Source organism: Nitratireductor aquibiodomus (assembly GCF_900105565.1).
Classification (GTDB): domain Bacteria; phylum Pseudomonadota; class Alphaproteobacteria; order Rhizobiales; family Rhizobiaceae; genus Nitratireductor; species Nitratireductor aquibiodomus.
Map to the genome: position 1 here is coordinate 485204 of NZ_FNSL01000001.1, position 22580 is coordinate 507783.

Sequence of the window (22580 nt, forward strand, 5' to 3'; positions counted from 1 at the left end):
TCGCTGTCCTCAGGCCTTGCTACCGGCCGACTTCTCGGCCGCGATTGTCTTAATGCGCGCAATATCCCTACGGATTTCTTTCACGCGCGCGGTTTTCTCGAGCTGTCCCGTCGCTTTCTGGAAGCGAAGATTGAACTGCTCTTTCTTGAGTTTCGTCAGCTCGTCGGTGAGCTGGTCCGGCGTCATCGCCCTGACATCAACAGCCTTCATAGCGTCCGCCTTTCCTACTCTGCAATACGCTGCACGAAGCGCGTCTTGACCGGCAGCTTCGCAGCACCCAGACGCAGCGCTTCACGCGCAATGTCTGCACCGACACCGTCGATCTCGAACATGACGCGGCCGGGCTTAACACGGCAGGCCCAATAGTCAACGGAGCCCTTGCCCTTACCCATGCGGACTTCGGTCGGCTTTGAGGTGACCGGGAGGTCCGGGAAAATGCGGATCCACACACGACCCTGACGCTTCATATAGCGGGTGATCGCGCGGCGGGCCGCTTCAATCTGGCGCGCGGTAACGCGCTCCGGCTCGAGCGCCTTCAAACCGAAGGACCCGAAGTTGAGTTCCGTGCCGCCCTTGGCAGCGCCGTGAATACGGCCCTTGAACTGCTTGCGGAACTTTGTGCGCTTTGGTTGCAGCATCGTTCTCTACTCCAAAATTCCTAAGCGTTCTCACGACGCCGGTTGCTGCTGCCGCCCTGGTCACCCTCGGTGGCGCGGCGCTCGGAAGCCATCGGGTCATGTTCGAGGATCTCGCCCTTGAACACCCAGACCTTGACGCCGCAAATACCGTAAGCGGTCTTTGCCTCGGCCGTGCCATAGTCGACATCAGCGCGCAGCGTGTGCAGCGGAACACGGCCTTCACGGTACCATTCCATACGGGCGATTTCCGCACCGCCAAGACGACCCGCACAGTTGATGCGGATGCCCTCGGCACCAAGACGCATGGCCGACTGAACGGCACGCTTCATGGCGCGGCGGAACGCGACACGGCGCTCGAGCTGCTGGGCAATCGACTGCGCGATCAGCGCAGCGTCGATTTCCGGCTTGCGGACCTCGACGATGTTCAAATGCGTTTCCGCATTCGTCATCTGCGAGACCTTGCGACGCAGCTTCTCGATGTCCGCACCCTTTTTGCCGATGATCAGGCCGGGGCGTGCGGAGTGGATGGTGACGCGGCACTTCTTGTGCGGACGCTCGATCACAACCTTCGAGATGGCAGCCTGCTTCAGCTCCTTCTCGATGTAGTTGCGGATCTTGAAATCCTCGTGCAGCAAATCGCCGTATTCGCCGTCATTGGCATACCAGCGGGAGTCCCACGTGCGGTTGATACCGAGACGGAACCCGATCGGATTGATTTTCTGACCCATCAGGCGGCCTCCACTTTCTCTTCCACTTCGCGCACGACGATCGTCAGGTGCGAGAACGGCTTCTCGATGCGGCTGGCGCGGCCACGGCCACGCGCATGGAACCGCTTCATCACGATCGACTTGCCGACATGGGCTTCGGCCACGACCAGCGCATCCACGTCCAGGTCGTGATTGTTCTCCGCATTCGCGATTGCCGATTCGAGCGTCTTCTTGACGGTCTCGGCGATCCGCTTGCGCGAAAACTCCAGGTCGGCGAGCGCGGTCGCCACCTTCTTGCCGCGGATCATCGCGGCAACGAGGTTCAGCTTCTGCGGGCTGACGCGGATCGTGCGCAATACGGCACGGGCCTCATTGTCAGCAAGCCTGCGCGGCGCTTTGGCCTTGCCCATCGTTATTTCCTCTTTGCCTTCTTGTCCGCCCCATGGCCGTAATAGGTGCGGGTCGGAGCAAACTCACCAAACTTGTGACCGACCATCTCCTCGGAGACGGAGACGGGAATGTGTTTCTGGCCGTTGTAAACACCGAAGGTCAAACCCACGAACTGGGGCAGGATGGTGGAGCGGCGGCTCCACATCTTGATAACCTCGTTACGGCCGCTCTCGCGCACCTTCTCGGCCTTCTTCAGGAGATAGCCGTCGACGAAGGGGCCTTTCCAGACTGAACGGGACACTTGCCGCTACCTTTCCTTAGCTCTTGCGCTTGTGGCGCGAGCGCATGATGAACTTGTCGGTCGACTTGTTCGACCGGGTCTTCATGCCCTTTGTGGGTTTGCCCCAGGGCGACACCGGGTGACGACCGCCGGAGGTACGGCCTTCACCACCACCATGGGGGTGATCGACCGGGTTCATGACGACGCCGCGGTTGTGCGGGCGCTTGCCCATCCAGCGCTTGCGGCCGGCCTTGCCCAGGCTCACATTGCCGTGGTCCGGGTTCGAAACGGCGCCAACCGTTGCAAAGCAGCGACCCGAAACGAGGCGCTGTTCGCCGGAGTTGAGACGCAGGATCGCCATGCCCTGATCACGGCCGACGAGCTGAACGTAAGCGCCGGCAGACCGAGCGATCTGACCGCCCTTCTCGGGCTTCATCTCGACATTGTGCACAATCGTGCCAATCGGCATTGCCGAAAGCGGCATCGCATTGCCCGGCTTCACGTCGACCGGCTTGTCGCTGGCGACGACCTTGTCGCCGGCAGCCAGACGCTGCGGTGCCAGAATGTAGGACAGCTCGCCGTCCTCATAACGAACCAGCGCGATGAACGCGGTGCGGTTCGGGTCGTATTCGATGCGCTCGACCGTTGCCGACACGTCAAGCTTGCGACGCTTGAAGTCGATCAGACGGTAGGTGCGCTTATGACCACCGCCCTGAAAGCGAGCGGTGATACGACCCGTGTTGTTGCGGCCGCCCTTGCCCGTCAGACCCTGCGTCAGACCCTTCACGGGCTTGCCCTTGTGAAGGCCGGAGCGGTCAACGATGACCAGCTGGCGCTGGCCTGGGGTTACCGGTTTATACTTCTTAAGTGCCATTGTCTCTTCCTCGCCGCCCGATTAGAGGCCAGTCGCGATGTCGATGGAATGACCTTCAGCCAGCGTGACGATCGCTTTCTTCACGTCGCTCTGGCGGCCAATCGTTCCGCGAAAACGCTTCACCTTGCCCTTGCGAACAAGCGTGTTGACACCGGTAACCTTGACGCCGAAGAGCGCCTCGACTGCAGCCTTGATTTCCGGCTTCGTCGCCTTGCGGTCCACATTGAAGACCACCTGGTTGTTTTCCGACGCCATGGTCGATTTCTCGGTGATCGCCGGGCTGACGATCACGTCATAGTGGCGAAGCTCCGTCATTTGAAACGCTCCTCAAGGGCCTCGACGGCGGCCTTGGAAAGGACCAGCGTGCCGCGGCGCAGAATGTCGTAAACATTGATGCCCTGCACCGGCAGAACGTCGATGTTGGCGATGTTTTGAGCAGCACGCTTGAAGCCGGCATCGACTTCCGCGCCGCCGATCAGCAGAGCGTTGCTCAGGCCGAGCTTGGCAAAGCTGTCCACCAGGGACTTCGTCTTGCCATCAGCCAGCGCCAGATCATCGATGATGATCAGGCTGGAGTCTTTCGCCTTCGCCGACAGGGCGTGCTTCAGACCGAGCGCACGAACCTTCTTGGGAAGGTCGTGGCTGTGGTCGCGAACGACCGGGCCATGAGCACGGCCACCGCCGCGGAACTGCGGCACGCGGGCAGACGAGTGGCGGGCGCGGCCCGTACCCTTCTGACGGTACATCTTCGCACCGGTACGCGAGATTTCGGAGCGTCCCTTGGTCTTGTGCGTGCCCTGCTGCTTCTTGGCAAGCTGCCAGCGCACGACGCGGTGCAGGATGTCTTCGCGGGGATCGAGTCCGAAAATCTCATCGGAGATCTTCAGCTTCCCGGCATCCTTGCCTGCGAGGGTCGTAACTTTAATGTCCATTATTCAGCCCCCTCGGTGGCGGCAGCTTCTTCAGCCTTTGCCGCGCCATTGCTACGGATAGCGGCCGGCATTGGCACGTTGTCTGGCAGCGGAGCCTTGACGGCATCACGAACCGTGATCCAGGCGCCCTTGGAACCGGGAACCGCGCCGCGAACCAGGATAAGGCCACGCTCGGTATCGGTAGAGACGATCTCCAGGTTCTGCGTGGTCACGCGGTGCGCGCCCATATGACCGGCCATCTTCTTGCCCTTGAACACCTTGCCGGGGTCCTGGCGCTGACCGGTCGAACCATGCGAGCGGTGCGAAACCGAGTTACCATGGGTTGCACGACCGCCACCGAAATTGTGGCGCTTCATGACACCCTGGAAGCCCTTACCAATCGAGGTGCCCGTCACGTCGACCTTCTGGCCGGGGACGAAATGCTCGACCGTGATCTCAGCGCCGACATCCAGAAGATTGTCGGGCGACACACGGAATTCGGCCACCTTGGCCTTTGGCTCGACGGAAGCGGTCGCGAAATGGCCGCGCAGCGCTTTCGACGTGTTCTTCACCTTGGCCAGTCCAACGCCAAGCTGAACAGCCGTGTAGCCGTTCTTTTCCTCGGTACGCTGCGCAACGACCTGACAGTTCTCCATGCGCAGAACCGTCACGGGCACATGCTCACCCGCTTCGTTGTAGACGCGTGTCATACCGATTTTTTGTGCGATAACACCTGAACGCATCGGTTCGATTTCCTTTCGGGGTTCCCAGCCCCTCGTCCGCTGTCACGGATAGAGGCTCGGGTTCCTGACTTTCTGTCTTGCGCCCTAGAGCTTGATCTCGACATCCACACCGGCAGCGAGGTCGAGCTTCATCAGCGCATCGACCGTCTGCGGCGTCGGATCGACAATGTCGAGCAGCCGCTTGTGGGTGCGCATCTCGAACTGTTCGCGGCTCTTCTTGTCGATGTGAGGAGACCGGTTCACAGTAAATTTCTCGATGCGCGTGGGCAGCGGCACCGGGCCGCGCACGTTCGCGCCCGTGCGTTTCGCCGTAGACACGATTTCCCGCGTCGAGGCATCAAGAACGCGATGATCAAACGCCTTGAGGCGGATACGGATATTCTGTCCGTTCATGTGTCACTTCCTTGTTCCGCTGCGACGCGGGTAACCGCGCCGCGCCGGAAGGTTGCCGTTCTTACTCAGTGATCGATGCGACGATGCCGGCACCGACGGTGCGGCCGCCTTCACGGATAGCGAAGCGCAGCTTCTCTTCCATGGCGATCGGCACGATCAGCTCGACGTCGACCGTCACATTGTCGCCGGGCATCACCATCTCCGTGCCTTCCGGCAGCGAAACCACGCCCGTCACGTCCGTCGTGCGGAAGTAGAACTGCGGGCGGTAGTTGGTGAAGAACGGCGTATGACGGCCGCCCTCTTCCTTCGTCAGGATGTAGGCTTCTGCCTTGAACTTCGTGTGCGGCGTAACCGAACCGGGCTTGCAAAGAACCTGGCCGCGCTCGACACCTTCACGGTCGACACCGCGGATCAGCGCGCCGATGTTGTCGCCGGCCTGGCCCTGGTCGAGCAGCTTGCGGAACATCTCGACGCCGGTAACCGTCGTCTTCGTCGTATCCTTGATGCCGACAATCTCGACTTCCTCGCCGACCTTGATGATGCCGCGCTCGACGCGACCCGTCACAACCGTGCCACGGCCCGAAATCGAGAACACGTCCTCGATCGGCATCAGGAACGGCTGGTCAACCGGACGCTCAGGCGTCGGGATGTAGGCGTCAACCTCGGCCATCAGCTTGCGGATTGCGTCCTCGCCGATCTCCTTGTTGGAGTCTTCGAGAGCAGCAAGTGCCGAACCCTTGACGATCGGAATGTCGTCGCCCGGGAAGTCGTAGGAGGACAGAAGCTCGCGAACCTCGAGCTCGACCAGCTCGAGAAGCTCTTCGTCGTCGACCTGGTCGACCTTGTTCAGGAACACCACGATGGCCGGAACACCAACCTGGCGGGCAAGCAGGATGTGCTCGCGCGTCTGCGGCATCGGGCCGTCGGCGGCCGAGCAGACCAGGATCGCGCCGTCCATCTGCGCAGCACCCGTGATCATGTTCTTCACGTAGTCGGCGTGGCCGGGGCAGTCGACGTGGGCGTAGTGACGGGCCTCCGTCTCATACTCCACATGCGCCGTCGAAATGGTGATGCCGCGGGCCTTCTCTTCCGGCGCGCCATCAATCTGGTCATACGCGCGGAATTCGCCAAAATACTTCGTGATCGCAGCCGTCAAAGACGTCTTGCCGTGGTCAACGTGACCAATCGTGCCGATGTTCACATGCGGCTTCGTACGCTCAAATTTACCTTTGGCCATGTGAGCTCTCCATTCCTTGTGCCCGTCCGGGCTCTTTCAACTCTCGATAATCCGTAACGAACGTATCTGAGCGGATTACGCGTATTTCTTCTGGATCTCCTGCGCCACCGCGCTGGGGACCGGCTCGTAATGATCGAACTGCATCGTGTACTGGGCGCGGCCCTGCGACATCGAACGCAGTGTATCGACGTATTTGAACATGTTGGCCAGCGGCACCATGGCGTTGATCACCGTAGCGATACCGCGTGCTTCCTGGCCCTGAATCTGGCCACGACGCCCGTTCAGGTCACCAATGATGCTGCCCACATACTCTTCCGGCGTCACCACCTCGACCTTCATGATCGGCTCAAGGAGCTGAGCACCTGCCTTCTGGGCGCCTTCACGGAATGCTGCACGAGCAGCGATTTCGAAGGCGAGAACCGAAGAGTCGACGTCGTGATAGGCACCGTCGATCAGCGTGGCCTTCACGCCGAGCATCGGGAAGCCCGCAACCGGACCGGAGGAAAGAACGCTCTCGATGCCCTTCTGGACGCCGGGAATGTATTCCTTCGGAACCGAACCGCCGACGATCTTGGATTCGAACTCGAATTCCTCGCTCTCGGTGTTCGGCGCAAACACGATCTTGACGCGGGCGAACTGGCCCGAACCACCGGACTGCTTCTTGTGCGTGTAGTCGATTTCGGCTTCGCGGGTGATCGTCTCGCGGTATGCAACCTGCGGAGCGCCCACATTGGCCTCAACCTTGAATTCACGCTTCAGGCGGTCGACGATGATGTCGAGGTGAAGCTCGCCCATGCCGGCGATAATGGTCTGACCGGATTCCTCGTCGGACTTGACGCGGAAGGACGGATCCTCGGCTGCCAGACGATTGAGCGCGAGGCCCATCTTCTCCTGGTCGCCCTTGGTCTTCGGCTCGATGGCGATCTGGATCACCGGATCCGGGAACTCCATGCGCTCGAGAATGACCGGCTTGGTCGGATCGCAAAGCGTGTCGCCCGTCGTGGTCTCCTTGAGGCCGGCCAGGGCGACGATGTCGCCTGCGTAAGCCACTTCGAGATCGGAACGGGAGTTGGAGTGCATCTGCAACATGCGGCCGATGCGCTCGCGCTTGTCCTTCACCGTGTTGGCCAGCGAAGAACCCTTGTTCAGCACACCCGAATAGATGCGACAGAAGGTGAGCGAGCCAACGAACGGATCGTTCATGATCTTGAAGGCCAGCATGGAGACAGGCTCTTCGTCAGACGATTTGCGAGCAATCTCTGCTTCGGTCTTGGGGTCGATGCCCTTGATCGACGGAACGTCCATCGGAGACGGCAGGAAGTCCACAACGGCGTCGAGCAGCGGCTGAACCCCCTTGTTCTTGAAGGCGGAGCCGCAGAACATCGGGAAGAACTTAACCTCGATGGTGCCCTTACGGATGAGCTTACGGATCTCGTCATTCGAGGGCATCTCGCCTTCGAGGTAACGCTCCATCGCGCCTTCGTCCATCTCGACGGCAGCCTCGATAAGAGCCTCGCGGTACTCTTCGGCCTTCGCCTGAAGATCAGCGGGGATCTCGACGATGTCCCAGGCAGCGCCCAGGTTCTCGGACTGCCAGACAAGCGCGTTCATCTCGATCAGATCAACAACACCGGCAAATTCGTTCTCAGCACCGATGGGGAGCTGCATGACGACAGCCTGCGCACCAAGACGGGTCTTCACCATCTCCGCCGAGCGGTAGAAGTCAGCGCCGATCTTGTCCATCTTGTTACAGAAGATCATGCGCGGGACTTTATACTTGTCCGCCTGGCGCCAGACGGTCTCCGTCTGCGGCTCGACACCGGCATTGGCGTCAAGCAGCGCAACCGCACCGTCGAGAACGCGCAGCGAACGCTCCACTTCAATCGTGAAGTCGACGTGTCCGGGCGTGTCAATGATGTTGAAGCGGCGCTTCTTGCCGTCACGGCCTTCCCAGAAGGTGGTCGTGGCAGCAGACGTGATCGTGATCCCGCGCTCCTGCTCCTGCTCCATCCAGTCCATCGTCGCAGCGCCATCATGCACTTCGCCGATCTTGTGAGACTTGCCGGTGTAGAAAAGAATGCGCTCGGTCGTCGTCGTCTTGCCGGCGTCGATATGCGCCATGATACCGAAGTTGCGGTAGTCTTCGAGCTTATATTCGCGGGACATCGTCGTGTACCTCTTCGATCCGTAAGGCTACCAGCGGTAGTGCGAGAACGCGCGGTTGGCCTCAGCCATCTTGTGCGTGTCTTCGCGCTTCTTGACGGCAGTGCCGCGATTGTTGGCTGCATCGAGCAGTTCGCCGGAAAGGCGATCGACCATGGTCGTCTCGTTGCGCTTGCGTGCAGCAGAAATCAGCCAACGGATGGCCAGGGCCTGACGACGCTCGGGACGAACATCAACCGGCACCTGGTAGGTCGCACCACCAACACGGCGGGAACGAACCTCAACGTGCGGAGCAACGTTCTCGAGCGCCTGATGGAACACACCAACAGGCTCCTGCTTCAGCTTGTCCTCAACCTGCTCGAACGCACCGTAAACGATACGCTCTGCAGCGGACTTTTTGCCATCAAGCATGATGGCGTTCATGAACTTCGTTACAACCGTGTCACCGAATTTCGGATCGGGGTTGATCTCTCGCTTTTCTGCGCGATGGCGTCGGGACATGTTTTTCGTCTCTTACCTTCGAAGGCCCGGCTCAAAAACAAAGCGCCGAAGCCGGGAAACCTACTTCGGACGCTTGGCGCCGTACTTGGAACGACGCTGCTTGCGGTTCTTGACACCCTGCGTGTCGAGCACACCACGGATAATGTGGTAGCGCACACCCGGAAGGTCCTTCACGCGGCCGCCGCGGATCATGACCACGGAGTGCTCCTGAAGGTTATGCCCCTCACCCGGGATATAACCGATGACCTCGAAGCCATTGGCAAGGCGGATCTTAGCCACCTTACGCATAGCCGAGTTCGGCTTCTTCGGCGTCGTGGTGTAGACGCGCGTACAAACGCCCCGCTTCTGCGGGTTGGCCTGCATGGCCGGAACCTTATTGCGCTTAACCGGCGCAATGCGCGGCTTGCGGATCAACTGGTTAACGGTAGGCATCAAACCTTCCCTTGTTACAATTCCGTGTCTCAAGCCCGAGGGCCGCTTCAAGAACAGTCTGCGTACATGCATAAATCCGGGCTGCCAAACCGCTTTAACGGTCTTGCCCGGACATACAGCAGAGGAAGCGTTTCCGCTTCATGCGCCGCAAATTCTGTCGCTCGCAAAAACGAACCCTGTTTGAGACCTAATCCAGGGCGCGTCGCCCCGAAAGAAAAAGCCTCACATCGGCTCGGACGAAGCGGGTATTACTCGCATGTCGGTTAACCGTCAACCCCAACCGCGCAATTATCTGGCGCAAACACCGGCACCACGGCGGTAGCGAGGCGCAACGACACAATATTGCTCAATCGGGCGGGTTTTCGAAGCGAAACCGCGTCGTTCCCCTGTCATTTTCCAGGGTCGCATGCGAAAAACGGGCCTCGCAATACAGGCATTCACCGTTTGGTAAGAATCAGGAAAAACGATGAACGAATCGGAAGAACGCGCGGTCACCATCATTACCGGCCGCGTCTGGCGGGAAAAGGGCGAGGAAAGTGAAGGTGTGCACATCATGCTGCTCGCACCCGACGACGACACCGCCGTGCGGCTCGCTCTGGAGGCCCTTGCCCGCGAAGGCTACGCCGAGGCTGAGCTCGATCGAATCGGGGACATGGAGGGGGAGCCGGACGAGGAGCCTCACCTCTCCGCCTGGCAGGGTGCGCTTGAAGGCGAAATCGCGATCGTCACGTTTGACGAACCAATCTAGGTCCTGACCCCACGGCGTTCACAGTCAGATGGGACCGCCCGGACATCCACACGCATTGGGAAAACGGCAGAGTGCCCCGAGTGGGGTTTCCGTGAAATGGTCGAATGATGCAGTCTCCGAAGAAGCCCGGCTGCCAGCCGGGCTTATTCCGCAGGCCACGCACGGCGATCTAGTTTAGCGCCGGTTCCAGCGTGAACACAACAAACTGTGAGAACTGGCCATTGGGATTGAAGTTGTTGTCGGAGGCCATGACGAGAGTTCGTTTGCCGACGACATCCGGTCCCCAGGAGACCGCTTCGATGTTGTCCACGTCGAGCCCGAAATCCCCTTCCCCGATCTTCAGAACATGCGCCTTCCTGACCGGCGTGACATCACGGTCGGCAATGCTCTCCGCGCCGAGAATGTCGCTCGCACCTGCCGTTTCTACGAGATAGAGATTGATCTCGTTTCCAGTCCCCAGCGCGAAGGAGCGCTCGACCGCAAGAAACCTGCCGGCCTCGATCTCCAGTATCTCCGTCAGACCGTTATCGTTGTAATAGGGCTCGGTTTCGGATTTCCGGTGAATCGGGCCGGTTTCGTAGACATACTCGGCGACCGGCTCGCCACTTTCCACATTGAAGCCAAGAATGCGCGACGGGCTTCCGGCTTCAAGCGTCGCCTTTGGGCCATCCTGAACGAGCGCATTCTCGGTCGCGACCCAGACGGTATCTCCATCGACCGAGAGCGTCAGCCCTTCAAACCCCAGATTGTTGCGGATGCCTCGTTCACCGGCGGCGTCCGGCAGATAGGCTTCAGGGATCGCGAAGCTGCGCTTGAATGCACCGTCCGGTCCAGCCTCGTAGAGCGTCGGATTGCCCGCGGCGTCGCGTTCACTCGACCAGACAACGCTCTGGCGCGAAGCGTCGAAGCGGATAGCTTCGGGATCGATCGTTTTGGGCGCGAACGGCCCGCCGTTCTCTTCCTGCAGCACATGGCTGGAGATGATATCGACGCCCATTACGCCATCTTTCTCGATCGCAAGCTTCAGCCGATAGAACCGCGCCGGCGCTTTCTCCGACCGGTCATCCGAAATCGCATAAAACACCCCCTCCTCTGCATCATAGTCCAGGCCCGATATGCCGCCGAACTCGACGCCCGAGATCATAAGGCCGCTGGGAAGAACGATTTCGCCGAGATAGGCGGGCTTCATCATGGCGTCTGCGAGGGCGAGAGACTGCACCGAAACGGACAATGCCGCAGCGAGGACCAACTTCTTGAACATGAGAACTTCTCCAAAAAACGGGCGGGAATGCACGCCCGGAAGCCTCATGATCCAGTCCGATGACAGGCATGCGACCATGACGGTGGACCGCCAAAAGAAAAGCCGGGCGCAGGGCCCGGCTCTTGCATTTTTCTGAGAAGCGATCTGCCGATTATTCGGCAGCGCTCGTCGTCATGTCGGCGATCATCGGATCGGCCATCTCGGCGCCCGAGCTCTTGCGCCGCTCGTCCAGGATCAGATCGTCGCGCGAGCGCGCGATCCGGCGAACCTGGCTCATGGCGCCACCCGTACCGGCCGGGATGAGACGGCCGACAATGACGTTCTCCTTCAAGCCCTGCAGCGTGTCGATCTTGCCGGCGACAGCCGCCTCGGTCAGCACGCGTGTGGTCTCCTGGAAGGAGGCCGCGGAGATGAAGGACGGTGTCTGCAGCGAAGCCTTGGTGATGCCGAGGAGGACCGGCTGGCCTTCGGCCGGCTTCTTGCCCTCTTCCACCAGACGCTCGTTGATCTCCTCGAACTCGACCGAGTCGACATGGTCGCCCGGAATGTAGGTCGAGTCGCCCTGTGCCGTGATCTCGATCTTCTGCAGCATCTGGCGAACGATCACCTCGATGTGCTTGTCGTTGATCAACACGCCCTGCAAGCGATAGACCTCCTGGATTTCGTTGACCAGGTAGGAAGCCAGAGCCTCCACGCCCTTGATCGCCAGGATGTCGTGCGGCGCCGGGTTGCCGTCGAGAATGAAGTCGCCTTTCTCGATCTGGTCACCGTCCTGAAGATGGAACGGCTTGCCCTTGGGAATGAGATACTCCGCGGGCTCCAGCGTCGAGTCATGCGGCTCGATGACGATGCGGCGCTTGTTCTTGTAGTCGCGGCCGAAGCGGATCGTGCCATCGATCTCGGCGATGATGGCGTGATCTTTCGGACGACGGGCCTCGAACAGTTCCGCAACGCGCGGCAGACCACCGGTGATGTCCTTGGTGCGGGCACTCTCGGTCGGGATACGGGCAATAACGTCGCCCGGCTTGACCTTGGAGCCCGGCTCCACGGAAAGAACCGTCTCCACCGACAGCAGGAAGCGCGCATCGCCACCACGGGCGAGCTTTGCCACCTTGCCCTTGGCATCGAGCACCGTTAGCGCCGGCTTCAGGTCGGTTCCGCGCGGCGTCGACCGCCAGTCGATGACCTCACGCTTGGTAATGCCGGTGGACTCGTCCGCCGTTTCCTGAACCGACACACCATCGACCAGGTCCTCGAACGCAACGGTGCCTTCCACCTCGGTCAGCATCGGGCGCGTATAGGGATCCCACTCGGAGATGCGCTGGCCGCGCTTCACCTTGTCGCCCTCGTCAATGAACAGACGCGAGCCATAGGTGAGACGGTGGCTTGCGCGCTCCTCGCCGTTCTCGTCCAGGATCAGAACCGCCATGTTGCGGCCCATCACCACGAGATCGCCTTCGGAATTGCGCACCACATTGCGGTTGCGGACCTTGACCGTGCCTTCGAAGGAAGCTTCGAGGAACGACTGATCGACCACCTGCGCCGTACCGCCCATGTGGAAGGTACGCATGGTGAGCTGGGTACCCGGTTCACCGATCGACTGGGCGGCGATGACACCAACGGCCTCGCCGATATTGACCGGCGTACCACGCGCAAGGTCACGACCGTAACAGATCGCGCAGACACCGCTGCGGACTTCACAGGTCAGCGCCGAACGGATGCGGACAGACTGGATTCCTGCCTTTTCAATGGCTTCGACATCGCGCTCGTCAATCAGACGCCCGGCCGAAACGATGACCTCGTCGGTTGCGGGGTTGATGATGTCATCAAGCGCGGTGCGACCCAGCACACGCTGACCGATGGAAGCAACCACCTGACCGGCGTCGACGATCGGCTGCATGGTCAGGCCCTTGTCGGTGCCGCAATCGGGCACGGTGACAATGCAGTCCTGAGCCACGTCAACCAGACGGCGGGTGAGATAACCCGAGTTTGCCGTCTTCAGAGCCGTGTCGGCCAGACCCTTACGGGCACCGTGGGTGGAGTTGAAGTACTCCATCACGGTCAGGCCTTCCTTGAAGTTCGAGATGATCGGCGTCTCGATGATGGAGCCATCCGGACGGGCCATCAGGCCGCGCATGCCGGCAAGCTGACGCATCTGCGCCGGCGAGCCACGGGCACCGGAATGCGACATCATGTAGACCGAGTTCATCGGCTTCTGACGACCGTCTTCGTTAAACTCGACCGCCTTGATGCGCTTCATCATCTCGTCGGCGACCTTTTCCGAGCACTTGGCCCAGGCGTCGACGACTTTGTTGTACTTCTCGCCCTGCGTGATCAGGCCGTCATTGTACTGCTGTTCGTATTCCTTGGCGAGCGCTTCGGTCTCGGCCACCAGGTTTTCCTTGGTGTCCGGAATGACCATGTCGTCCTTGCCGAAGGAAATGCCGGCGCGGCAGGCATGGCCGAAGCCGAGCTGCATGACGCGGTCACAGAAGATAACCGTCTCTTTCTGACCGCAGTGACGGTAGACCGTGTCGATCATCTTGGAGATGTTCTTCTTGGTCAGTTCCTGGTTGCAGATGTCGAAGGGCACATTGTGGTTCTTCGGCAGGAGCTCGCCAACGATCATACGGCCAGGCGTCGTCTCGTGGATCTGCGAAACGAGATTGCCTTCCGCATCGACCGTCTTGAAACGGCCCTTGATCTTGGTGTGCAGCGTGACGACCTTGTTCTCCAGCGCATGGTGCAGCTCGCCCATGTCGGCAAAGACCATGCCCTCGCCCGGCTCGTTCTGGTTCATGATGGACAGGTAGTAGAGTCCGAGAACCATGTCCTGCGACGGCACGATGATCGGTGCGCCGGAGGCCGGGTGCAGGATGTTGTTGGTCGACATCATCAGAACGCGCGCTTCGAGCTGGGCTTCCAGCGAAAGCGGCACGTGAACGGCCATCTGGTCACCGTCGAAGTCGGCATTAAACGCCGTACAGACCAGCGGGTGAAGCTGGATCGCCTTGCCTTCGATCAGCACCGGCTCGAACGCCTGGATGCCCAGACGGTGCAGCGTCGGCGCGCGGTTCAGAAGAACCGGATGCTCGCGGATCACCTCGTCCAGGATATCCCAGACTTCCGGCTTTTCCTTCTCGACCAGCTTCTTTGCCTGCTTGACGGTGGACGAATAGCCCTTCGCGTCGAGACGCGCGTAGATGAACGGCTTGAACAGCTCGAGCGCCATCTTCTTCGGCAGACCGCACTGGTGCAGCTTGAGCTCGGGACCGGTCACGATCACCGAACGGCCCGAATAGTCGACGCGCTTGCCGAGCAGGTTCTGGCGGAAGCGGCCCTGCTTGCCCTTCAGCATGTCGGAGAGCGACTTCAGCGGACGCTTGTTGGCACCGGTGATGACACGGCCGCGGCGGCCATTGTCGAACAGCGCGTCAACAGCCTCCTGAAGCATGCGCTTCTCGTTGCGGATAATGATGCCCGGTGCGCGCAGCTCGATGAGGCGCTTCAGACGGTTGTTGCGGTTGATCACACGGCGGTAAAGGTCGTTGAGATCGGACGTCGCAAAGCGACCGCCATCCAGCGGAACCAGCGGGCGCAGGTCCGGCGGGATGACCGGCACGATCTTCATGATCATCCACTCGGGACGGTTGCCCGACTCGAGGAAGTTCTCAACCACCTTGAGGCGCTTCAGAAGCTTTTTCTGCTTCAGCTCCGACGTGGTGGATGCCAGCTCCGAACGCAGATCACCCGCAATCGTGTCGAGGTCCATCGATTCCAGCAGGTGATGGATCGCCTCGGCGCCGATCATGGCGGTGAACTGGTCTTCGCCATACTCGTCGACCGCGATCAGATACTCTTCTTCGGAGAGAAGCTGGTTCTCCTTGAGCGCCGTCAGGCCGGGCTCGGTCACGATGTAATTCTCGAAGTAGAGAACCCGCTCGATATCCTTCAGGGTCATATCGAGCAGCGTGCCGATGCGCGACGGCAGTGACTTCAGGAACCAGATATGCGCGACTGGTGCGGCCAGTTCGATGTGGCCCATACGCTCGCGACGCACCCGCGACAGCGTGACTTCAACGCCGCACTTCTCGCAGATGACGCCCTTGTACTTCATGCGCTTGTACTTGCCGCACAGGCACTCATAGTCCTTGATCGGACCGAAGATGCGTGCGCAGAAGAGACCGTCACGCTCGGGCTTGAACGTACGATAGTTGATGGTCTCGGGCTTTTTGATCTCGCCATACGACCAGGACAGGATCTTCTCGGGGCTGGCCAGAGAAATCCTGATCGAGTCGAAAGTCTGTGCCGGCGCCTGAGGGTTGAAAAGATTCATGACCTCTTGGTTCATGCCGATCTCCTTTTCGGGACGCCTTGTCCCTTTTAAACTTCGGTGAAGACTGCCGCCGCGTGTCTCACCGGTTCAAATGCTTGGCCGCTATGCTGCCTTGCGAACGACGATGCGTGCCGCAGGTTTTTCCTGCGACACGCGATAACGCTTATTCCGCAGCGTCGGGCAGCTGCTCGGCCTCGGCCGCGTCAATGCGGGAGTTTTCCAGCTCCACATTGAGGCCGAGAGAACGCATTTCCTTGACGAGAACGTTGAAGCTCTCCGGAATGCCCGCCTCGAACGTGTCGTCGCCGCGCACGATGGCTTCGTAGACCTTGGTACGGCCTGCCACGTCGTCCGACTTCACGGTCAGCATTTCCTGCAGCGTGTAGGCCGCACCGTAAGCTTCCAGCGCCCAGACCTCCATCTCACCGAAGCGCTGGCCACCAAACTGCGCCTTGCCGCCCAGCGGCTGCTGGGTAACGAGCGAGTACGGCCCGATCGAACGGGCGTGGATCTTGTCGTCCACAAGGTGGTGCAGCTTCAGCATGTAGATGTAGCCGACGGTCACCTGACGGTCGAACGGCTCACCCGTACGCCCATCGTAAAGCGTAACCTGACCGCTGGTCTGCATGCCTGCCTGCGCCAGCATGTCATTGACGTCCGCCTCATGCGCACCGTCGAAGACCGGCGTGGCGATGGACACGCCGCGACGCATCTGCTCACCCAGCCGCACGACGCTTTCATCGTCATACTGGCGAACCGGCTCGTTGCGGTCGTTCTCCGGAATGACGGCCTCGATCGTCTGGCGCAGCGGCTTGATGTCGCCACTTTCCTTGTAGCTGTCGATCAGCTCGCCGATCTGCTGGCCCATGCCCGCACAGGCCCAGCCCAGATGCGTTTCCAGAATCTGGCCGACATTCATGCGGCTCGGCACACCCAGAGGGTTGAGCACGATGTCCACATGCTGGCCATCCTCCAGGAACGGCATGTCCTCGACCGGAACGATGCGCGACACGACACCCTTGTTGCCGTGACGGCCGGCCATCTTATCGCCGGGCTGCATCTTGCGCTTAACGGCGACAAAGACCTTGACCATCTTCATGACGCCGGGCGGCATCTCGTCGCCGCGCTGCACCTTCTCGACCTTGTCCATGAAGCGCTGCTCGAGCGCCTTCTTGGACTCGTCATACTGGGCACGCAGCGCTTCGAGCGCTTCCTGCTGCTTCTCGTCCTCGACAGCAAACTGCCACCACTGCGAGCGGGGATACTCGTCGAGAACCTCCGCGGAAAGCGCGCCGCCCTTCTTGAAGCCCTTCGGGCCGGCAATCGCCTGCTTGCCATCCAGCATGTCGGCCAGACGCGCATAGACGTTGCGGTCGAGGATCGACTGCTCGTCATCACGGTCCTTTGCGAGACGCTCGATTTCCTCGCGCTCGATCGCCATGGCGCGCTCGTCCTTCTCCACACCGTGGCGGTTGAAGACGCGCACTTCCACGACCGTGCCATACGTGCCAGGCGGCATGCGCATGGAGGTGTCACGAACGTCCGAAGCCTTTTCACCGAAGATGGCGCGCAGAAGCTTTTCTTCCGGCGTCATCGGGCTTTCGCCCTTCGGTGTGATCTTGCCGACCAGGATATCGCCCGGCTGAACTTCAGCGCCGATATAGGTGATGCCGGCTTCGTCGAGGTTCTTCAGCGCTTCTTCCGAAACGTTAGGAATGTCGCGCGTGATTTCTTCCGGTCCAAGCTTCGTGTCACGCGCCATCACCTCGAATTCCTCGATGTGAATGGAGGTGAAGACGTCATCGCGAACGATGCGCTCGGACAGAAGGATGGAGTCCTCGTAGTTGTAGCCGTTCCACGGCATGAACGCGACGAGCACGTTGCGGCCGAGCGCCAGGTCACCAAGATCCGTCGACGGACCATCGGCGATGATGTCGCCCTTGTTGATCAGATCGCCCACGCGCACCAGCGGACGCTGGTTGACGCAGGTGTTCTGGTTCGAACGCTGGAACTTCATCAGACGATAGATATCGACGCCCGAACGCGACGCGTCGACGTCTTCCGTTGCGCGGATAACGATACGCGTTGCGTCCACCTGGTCGACCACACCGGTCCGGCGTGCGGCGATCGCAGCGCCGGAATCGCGCGCCACGATCGGCTCCATGCCGGTGCCGACGAACGGCGCTTCAGCCCGCACCAGCGGCACGGCCTGACGCTGCATGTTCGAGCCCATCAGTGCGCGGTTGGCGTCATCGTTCTCGAGGAACGGAATGAGCGCGGCCGCGACCGAAACGAGCTGCTTCGGCGACACGTCCATCAGGTCGACATTCTCGCGCGGCGCCATCATCACCTCGCCGGCGTGGCGGCAGATGACAAACTCGTCCGTGAAGCTGCCGTCTTCGCCGATGGAGGCATTGGCCTGGGCAACATAGTGCTTGGCTTCTTCCATGGCCGACAGATAGACGACGTCCTGCGTGACCTTGCCATCGACGATCTTGCGATACGGGCTTTCGATGAAGCCGTACTTGTTCACGCGGGCAAAGGTGGCCAGCGAGTTGATCAGACCGATATTCGGGCCTTCCGGCGTCTCAATCGGGCAGATGCGGCCATAGTGGGTCGGGTGCACGTCGCGCACCTCGAAGCCCGCACGCTCACGCGTCAGACCGCCCGGTCCAAGCGCCGAAAGGCGACGCTTATGGGTGATCTCGGAGAGCGGGTTGGTCTGATCCATGAACTGCGAGAGCTGCGAGGAACCGAAGAACTCGCGCACGGCGGCGGCCGCCGGCTTCGCGTTGATCAGGTCCTGCGGCATGACCGTGTCGATCTCGATCGAGGACATACGCTCCTTGATCGCGCGCTCCATGCGCAGAAGACCGACGCGGTACTGGTTTTCCATCAGCTCGCCGACGGAACGCACACGGCGGTTGCCGAGATTGTCGATGTCGTCAATCTCGCCCTTGCCGTCGCGCAGCTCGACCAGTGTCTTGACCACGGCAACGATGTCTTCCTTGCGCAGAACGCGCACGGTGTCTTCCGCATCGAGCTCAAGACGCATGTTCATCTTCACGCGACCGACGGCCGAAAGGTCGTAGCGCTCGGCATCAAAGAACAGCGAATGGAACATCGCCTCCGCCGTCTCAAGCGTGGGAGGCTCACCCGGGCGCATGACACGGTAGATGTCAAACAGCGCGTCCTGGCGCGACTCGTTCTTGTCGGCAGCCAGCGTGTTGCGGATGTAGCCACCCACATTGACGTGGTCGATGTCGAGGAAATGCACCTCGGTCGCACCCGTCTCGAGCAGGACTTTCAGCGTCTTCTCGTCGATCTCGTCACCGGCCTCGAGGAAGATCTCGCCTGTCTCGGGATTGACGATGTCTTCTGCAAGGTAATTGCCCAAGAGATCGTCTTCCGTGGCGCGGATCGCTTTCAGGCCCTTTTCAGCAAGCTGCTTTGCCTGACGCGCGGTGATCTTCTTGCCCGTCTCGACGACAACTTCCCCGCTGTCAGCATCGATCAGGTCCGTAGTTGCCTTCAGACCCTTAAAGCGCTCGACCGTGTAAGGCACGCGCCAGTTTTCACCGTCGCGCACATAGGTGAGCTGATCGTAGAAGGTGGACAGGATCTCTTCAGCATCCATGCCGAGCGCCATCAGAAGCGACGTCGCCGGCAGCTTGCGGCGGCGGTCGATGCGCGCATGCACGATGTCCTTGGCGTCGAACTCGATGTCGAGCCAGGAACCGCGATAAGGGATGACGCGGGCGGCAAACAGAAGCTTGCCCGAAGAATGCGACTTGCCCTTGTCGTGATCGAAGAACACGCCGGGAGAGCGGTGCATCTGCGAAACGATGACGCGCTCGGTGCCGTTGACGATGAAGGTGCCGTTGGACGTCATGAGCGGCATGTCGCCCATATAGACGTCCTGCTCCTTGATGTCCTTGATCGACTTGGCGCCGGTATCCTCATCGACATCAAAGACGATCAGGCGCAGCGTCACCTTAAGCGGCGCAGCGAAGGTCAGATCGCGCTGCCGGCACTCGTCGACATCGAATTTCGGATCCTCGAACTCGTACTTCACGAATTCGAGCATTGCCGTTCCGGCGAAGTCCGAAATCGGGAACACCGATTTGAACACCGCCTGCAGCCCCTCGTCAGGACGCCCGCCCTGGGGCTCCTCGACCATCAGGAACTGGTCATAGGATGCCTTCTGAACCTCGATAAGGTTCGGCATCTCCGCAACTTCCGGAATCTTTCCGAAGAACTTGCGTACCCGCCTGCGACCATTAAACGTTTGGGTCTCGGCCATCGTCGCTCCTTGCCCTGCCTGGCTTGCATGCACCACGTGAACCGCCATCCCGGCGGTCAATCCAAACGGATAAAAACCCGTTTCCTGAAAGCCGCTCGCGGCTCACAGGAAAGAGGTTTCGGTTCGTTATTCAGTGTTCCGGTCCGCGCAGATCGAAAACCCGCGCGGACCGGACGCTGAATTACTTCAGCTCAACTTTAGCGCCAGCGCCTTCGAGCTGGGCTTTGATCTTCTCGGCTTCGTCCTTCGAGACGCCTTCCTTGATCGGCTTCGGAGCGGACTCAACGAGATCCTTGGCTTCCTTCAGGCCGAGACCCGTGATGCCGCGGACTTCCTTGATGACGTTGATCTTCTGGGCGCCTGCATCGGCGAGAACGACGTCGAATTCGGTCTTCTCTTCAGCAGCTTCGCCACCGGCAGCACCGCCTGCAGCAGCGGCAACAGCCACCGGAGCAGCAGCGGAGACGCCCCACTTCTCTTCAAGCATCTTGGAGAGCTCGGCCGCCTCGAGGACGGTCAGGCTCGACAGGTCTTCAACGATCTTAGCAAGATCAGCCATTGTACATTTCCTTTTGTGTTCGAACTGTGTTGTTGGTCTTGAGGACCGGCATCACGCCGCCTCGTCCTTCTTGGAATAGGCGCCAAAGACGCGCGCGAGCTGACCCGCGGGCGCGTTGACAACCTGTGCGATCCGGGTAGCCGGCGTCGAAATCATGCCGACCAGCTTCGCTCTCAGCTCGTCCAGCGACGGCAGCGAGGCAAGTGCCTTCACACCGTTGGCGTCGAGCGCGGTCTCACCCATGGCACCGCCGAGAATGACAAGCCTGTCATTGCCCTTGGCGAAGTCATTGGCGACCCTGGGAGCGACAACCGGATCGTCCGAATAGGCAATCAGGGTCTGGCCTTCGAAAAGGGCCTGAATGCTTTCGGACGGGGTTCCCTGAAGGGCGATTTTGGCGAGACGGTTTTTCGCAACCTTGACTGTGCCACCTGCACCGCGCATCTTCGAACGAAGATCGTTCATCTGTGCGACGGTCAGACCGGCATAGTGGGCCACGACGACCGAACCGGTGTTGCTGAACACCTGATTCAGATCCGCGACGAATTCGCGTTTTTCCGCTCTGTCCACTGCCTTCTCCATTTGACGGAAAGTCCCGAAAGACATATCCGCCGGTTTGCCTTTTGCCGCAGGGCATCCGCAAACTCGGATCACCCAAGCGACGCTCGAGGATCCTGTCCCCTTTCGCCAACCGGAATTCCGGCATCGGACAAAAGGCCAACACGGTTCGAACCTTCAAACGGGGCATGCCCCGGTCTCCGGTCCCACCCGTCTCATGCAGACCCCCGAAAAGGGATTAAGGCGAACCGCCTGCAATCTCGGACAGGATGTTCCGGAAGTTTCCTTCCGGTTTCCAGAACTTGCGATCTGGAAAGTCTTGGGGAAGGCGCCTAAGCGCCCTCCCCGAAATTCATCAGCCTTCGGCCGAGAGGCTGCCCACGTCGATGCGCAGGCCCGGGCCCATGGTCGAGGTGATTGCCACCTTCTTCACATAGTTGCCCTTTGCGCCTGCCGGCTTCGCCTTGATCACCGCATCAGTGAAGGCGCGCACGTTCTCGGCAATGGCCTTGGCATCGAAGGAAGCCTTGCCAACGCCTGCATGCACGATACCGGCTTTCTCGACGCGGAATTCGACGGCGCCACCCTTGGAAGCCTTGACCGCAGCGGTCACGTCAGCGGTAACCGTTCCGACCTTCGGGTTCGGCATCAGGCCACGCGGGCCGAGCACCTTGCCCAGACGGCCGACCAGCGGCATCATGTCCGGCGTCGCAATGCAGCGATCGAACTCGATCTCGCCCTTCTGAACGACCTCAACGAGATCCTCGGCACCAACGATGTCGGCACCGGCTGCCTTGGCTTCGTCCGCCTTGTCACCCTTGGCGAAGACAGCAACGCGAACCGTACGGCCCGTGCCGTTCGGCAGGTTCACAACGCCACGAACCATCTGGTCCGCGTGGCGCGGATCAACGCCGAGGTTCATCGCCACTTCGATGGTCTCGTCAAACTTTGCGGTCGCACGGTCCTTCAGGAGCGCAACGGCCTCGTCGAGAGCGTATTCCTTGTCGCGATCAATGCCTTCACGGGCCTTCGCAACGCGTTTGGAAAGTTTCGTCGCCATATCCTCAGCCCTCCACTTCCAGGCCCATGGACCGGGCGGAACCTTCGACCATGCGCATCGCTGCGTCGACGTCGGTCGCGTTCAGGTCCTTCATCTTGGCTTCGGCGATCTCGCGCACCTTGTCGCGGGAAATCTTGCCTGCAACCACCTTGCCGGGCTCCTTGGAGCCGGACTTCAGGTTGATCGCCTTCTTGAGGAAGTAGCTCACCGGCGGAGTCTTCATCGTGAAGGTGAAGGACTTGTCCTGATAGTAGGTCACAACGACCGGAATCGGCGAACCCTTCTCCATCTCCTGGGTCTGCGCATTGAATGCCTTACAGAACTCCATGATGTTGATGCCGCGCTGACCAAGCGCAGGACCGATCGGGGGCGACGGTGTCGCCGAACCCGCGGGAACCTGAAGCTTGAGCAGGCCTGCAACTTTCTTAGCCATATCTCATCTGCCTTGTCGTTCACGCCGGCCACCTCAGGAAGAACGGGCCGGCA

At 60.5% G+C, this 22580-nt stretch carries 22 protein-coding genes; 1 reads left to right on the plus strand and 21 read right to left on the minus strand.

Annotated elements, in window-relative coordinates; translation table 11 throughout:
• Positions 1–9 precede the first annotated feature (9 nt).
• The 14 genes from rpmC to rpsL form a co-directional block, all read right to left on the minus strand.
• Positions 10–210, minus strand: coding sequence for a 50S ribosomal protein L29 (rpmC, locus tag BLW55_RS02335; RefSeq protein ID WP_007009521.1), 201 nt, complete (start codon positions 208–210; stop codon positions 10–12).
• 14 nt (positions 211–224) lie between these two features.
• Positions 225–638, minus strand: a complete 414-nt coding sequence (gene rplP, locus BLW55_RS02340) for a 50S ribosomal protein L16 (RefSeq protein WP_007009520.1) — start codon at positions 636–638, stop codon at positions 225–227.
• Positions 639–658: 20 nt separating this feature from the next.
• Entirely contained in the window at positions 659–1366 is a 708-nt protein-coding gene (gene rpsC / locus BLW55_RS02345; RefSeq protein WP_007009519.1) for a 30S ribosomal protein S3, read from the minus strand.
• A complete protein-coding gene (gene rplV / locus BLW55_RS02350; protein WP_007009518.1) occupies positions 1366–1755 on the minus strand; it encodes a 50S ribosomal protein L22 in 390 nt (129 codons plus the stop codon). Before rplV ends, rpsC begins: the two co-directional genes overlap by 1 nt.
• 2 nt (positions 1756–1757) lie before the next feature.
• On the minus strand, positions 1758–2036 hold the full coding sequence (gene rpsS, locus BLW55_RS02355) for a 30S ribosomal protein S19 (RefSeq protein ID WP_007009517.1): 279 nt from the start codon (positions 2034–2036) through the stop codon (positions 1758–1760).
• A gap of 16 nt (positions 2037–2052) precedes the next feature.
• Positions 2053–2889 (minus strand): 50S ribosomal protein L2, encoded by an 837-nt coding sequence (gene rplB, locus BLW55_RS02360; RefSeq protein WP_090326457.1) that lies wholly within the window; start codon positions 2887–2889, stop codon positions 2053–2055.
• A 21-nt stretch (positions 2890–2910) separates the two neighbouring features.
• Positions 2911–3204: a 50S ribosomal protein L23 gene (locus BLW55_RS02365; protein WP_007009515.1), complete on the minus strand. Its 294-nt coding sequence runs from the start codon at positions 3202–3204 to the stop codon at positions 2911–2913.
• Complete coding sequence (gene rplD / locus BLW55_RS02370; RefSeq protein WP_007009513.1) at positions 3201–3821, minus strand: 50S ribosomal protein L4; 621 nt, start codon at positions 3819–3821, stop codon at positions 3201–3203. The genes BLW55_RS02365 and rplD overlap by 4 nt, the downstream gene beginning before the upstream one ends.
• Positions 3821–4543, minus strand: coding sequence for a 50S ribosomal protein L3 (gene rplC / locus BLW55_RS02375; protein WP_007009512.1), 723 nt, complete (start codon positions 4541–4543; stop codon positions 3821–3823). Before rplC ends, rplD begins: the two co-directional genes overlap by 1 nt.
• Before the next feature lie 84 nt (positions 4544–4627).
• Complete coding sequence (gene rpsJ, locus BLW55_RS02380) at positions 4628–4936, minus strand: 30S ribosomal protein S10 (RefSeq protein ID WP_007009511.1); 309 nt, start codon at positions 4934–4936, stop codon at positions 4628–4630.
• Positions 4937–4997: 61 nt separating this feature from the next.
• Entirely contained in the window at positions 4998–6173 is a 1176-nt protein-coding gene (tuf, locus tag BLW55_RS02385) for an elongation factor Tu (protein ID WP_007009510.1), read from the minus strand.
• Positions 6174–6248: 75 nt separating this feature from the next.
• Positions 6249–8339: an elongation factor G gene (fusA, locus tag BLW55_RS02390; protein ID WP_025031266.1), complete on the minus strand. Its 2091-nt coding sequence runs from the start codon at positions 8337–8339 to the stop codon at positions 6249–6251.
• Positions 8340–8366: 27 nt separating this feature from the next.
• A complete protein-coding gene (gene rpsG, locus BLW55_RS02395; RefSeq protein WP_007010617.1) occupies positions 8367–8837 on the minus strand; it encodes a 30S ribosomal protein S7 in 471 nt (156 codons plus the stop codon).
• A gap of 60 nt (positions 8838–8897) precedes the next feature.
• On the minus strand, positions 8898–9269 hold the full coding sequence (gene rpsL, locus BLW55_RS02400; protein WP_007010616.1) for a 30S ribosomal protein S12: 372 nt from the start codon (positions 9267–9269) through the stop codon (positions 8898–8900).
• Between the two features lie 466 nt (positions 9270–9735).
• Here rpsL and BLW55_RS02405 point away from each other — a divergent pair, with 466 nt between their 5' ends.
• Positions 9736–10017, plus strand: coding sequence for a hypothetical protein (locus BLW55_RS02405; protein ID WP_007010615.1), 282 nt, complete (start codon positions 9736–9738; stop codon positions 10015–10017).
• Between the two features lie 169 nt (positions 10018–10186).
• On the opposite strand, the gene BLW55_RS02410 is transcribed toward BLW55_RS02405, so the two are convergent.
• The 7 genes from BLW55_RS02410 to rplK form a co-directional block, all read right to left on the minus strand.
• A complete protein-coding gene (locus tag BLW55_RS02410; protein WP_090326460.1) occupies positions 10187–11278 on the minus strand; it encodes an esterase-like activity of phytase family protein in 1092 nt (363 codons plus the stop codon).
• Between the two features lie 151 nt (positions 11279–11429).
• Positions 11430–15629, minus strand: coding sequence for a DNA-directed RNA polymerase subunit beta' (rpoC, locus tag BLW55_RS02415; RefSeq protein WP_007010613.1), 4200 nt, complete (start codon positions 15627–15629; stop codon positions 11430–11432).
• A 148-nt stretch (positions 15630–15777) separates the two neighbouring features.
• Positions 15778–19917: a DNA-directed RNA polymerase subunit beta gene (gene rpoB, locus BLW55_RS02420; RefSeq protein WP_007010612.1), complete on the minus strand. Its 4140-nt coding sequence runs from the start codon at positions 19915–19917 to the stop codon at positions 15778–15780.
• A 181-nt stretch (positions 19918–20098) separates the two neighbouring features.
• On the minus strand, positions 20099–20476 hold the full coding sequence (gene rplL / locus BLW55_RS02425) for a 50S ribosomal protein L7/L12 (RefSeq protein ID WP_007010611.1): 378 nt from the start codon (positions 20474–20476) through the stop codon (positions 20099–20101).
• Positions 20477–20527: 51 nt separating this feature from the next.
• Positions 20528–21046 carry a 50S ribosomal protein L10 gene (gene rplJ, locus BLW55_RS02430; protein WP_007010610.1) on the minus strand — a complete coding sequence of 173 codons (519 nt, stop codon included), beginning with the start codon at positions 21044–21046 and terminating at the stop codon, positions 20528–20530.
• Between the two features lie 343 nt (positions 21047–21389).
• Positions 21390–22094 (minus strand): 50S ribosomal protein L1, encoded by a 705-nt coding sequence (rplA, locus tag BLW55_RS02435; RefSeq protein ID WP_090326461.1) that lies wholly within the window; start codon positions 22092–22094, stop codon positions 21390–21392.
• Positions 22095–22098: 4 nt separating this feature from the next.
• Positions 22099–22527: a 50S ribosomal protein L11 gene (rplK, locus tag BLW55_RS02440; protein WP_007010608.1), complete on the minus strand. Its 429-nt coding sequence runs from the start codon at positions 22525–22527 to the stop codon at positions 22099–22101.
• Positions 22528–22580: the final 53 nt, after the last annotated feature.

Coding starts and splice junctions, on each gene's coding strand:
- rpmC (WP_007009521.1), bottom strand. CDS start 210: ATGAAGGCTGTTGATGTCAGGGCGATGACGCCGGACCAGCTCACCGAC.
- rplP (WP_007009520.1), bottom strand. CDS start 638: ATGCTGCAACCAAAGCGCACAAAGTTCCGCAAGCAGTTCAAGGGCCGT.
- rpsC (WP_007009519.1), bottom strand. CDS start 1,366: ATGGGTCAGAAAATCAATCCGATCGGGTTCCGTCTCGGTATCAACCGC.
- rplV (WP_007009518.1), bottom strand. CDS start 1,755: ATGGGCAAGGCCAAAGCGCCGCGCAGGCTTGCTGACAATGAGGCCCGT.
- rplB (WP_090326457.1), bottom strand. CDS start 2,889: ATGGCACTTAAGAAGTATAAACCGGTAACCCCAGGCCAGCGCCAGCTG.
- BLW55_RS02365 (WP_007009515.1), bottom strand. CDS start 3,204: ATGACGGAGCTTCGCCACTATGACGTGATCGTCAGCCCGGCGATCACC.
- rplD (WP_007009513.1), bottom strand. CDS start 3,821: ATGGACATTAAAGTTACGACCCTCGCAGGCAAGGATGCCGGGAAGCTG.
- rplC (WP_007009512.1), bottom strand. CDS start 4,543: ATGCGTTCAGGTGTTATCGCACAAAAAATCGGTATGACACGCGTCTAC.
- rpsJ (WP_007009511.1), bottom strand. CDS start 4,936: ATGAACGGACAGAATATCCGTATCCGCCTCAAGGCGTTTGATCATCGC.
- tuf (WP_007009510.1), bottom strand. CDS start 6,173: ATGGCCAAAGGTAAATTTGAGCGTACGAAGCCGCATGTGAACATCGGC.
- fusA (WP_025031266.1), bottom strand. CDS start 8,339: ATGTCCCGCGAATATAAGCTCGAAGACTACCGCAACTTCGGTATCATG.
- rpsG (WP_007010617.1), bottom strand. CDS start 8,837: ATGTCCCGACGCCATCGCGCAGAAAAGCGAGAGATCAACCCCGATCCG.
- rpsL (WP_007010616.1), bottom strand. CDS start 9,269: ATGCCTACCGTTAACCAGTTGATCCGCAAGCCGCGCATTGCGCCGGTT.
- BLW55_RS02405 (WP_007010615.1), top strand. CDS start 9,736: ATGAACGAATCGGAAGAACGCGCGGTCACCATCATTACCGGCCGCGTC.
- BLW55_RS02410 (WP_090326460.1), bottom strand. CDS start 11,278: ATGTTCAAGAAGTTGGTCCTCGCTGCGGCATTGTCCGTTTCGGTGCAG.
- rpoC (WP_007010613.1), bottom strand. CDS start 15,629: ATGAACCAAGAGGTCATGAATCTTTTCAACCCTCAGGCGCCGGCACAG.
- rpoB (WP_007010612.1), bottom strand. CDS start 19,917: ATGGCCGAGACCCAAACGTTTAATGGTCGCAGGCGGGTACGCAAGTTC.
- rplL (WP_007010611.1), bottom strand. CDS start 20,476: ATGGCTGATCTTGCTAAGATCGTTGAAGACCTGTCGAGCCTGACCGTC.
- rplA (WP_090326461.1), bottom strand. CDS start 22,094: ATGGCGACGAAACTTTCCAAACGCGTTGCGAAGGCCCGTGAAGGCATT.
- rplK (WP_007010608.1), bottom strand. CDS start 22,527: ATGGCTAAGAAAGTTGCAGGCCTGCTCAAGCTTCAGGTTCCCGCGGGT.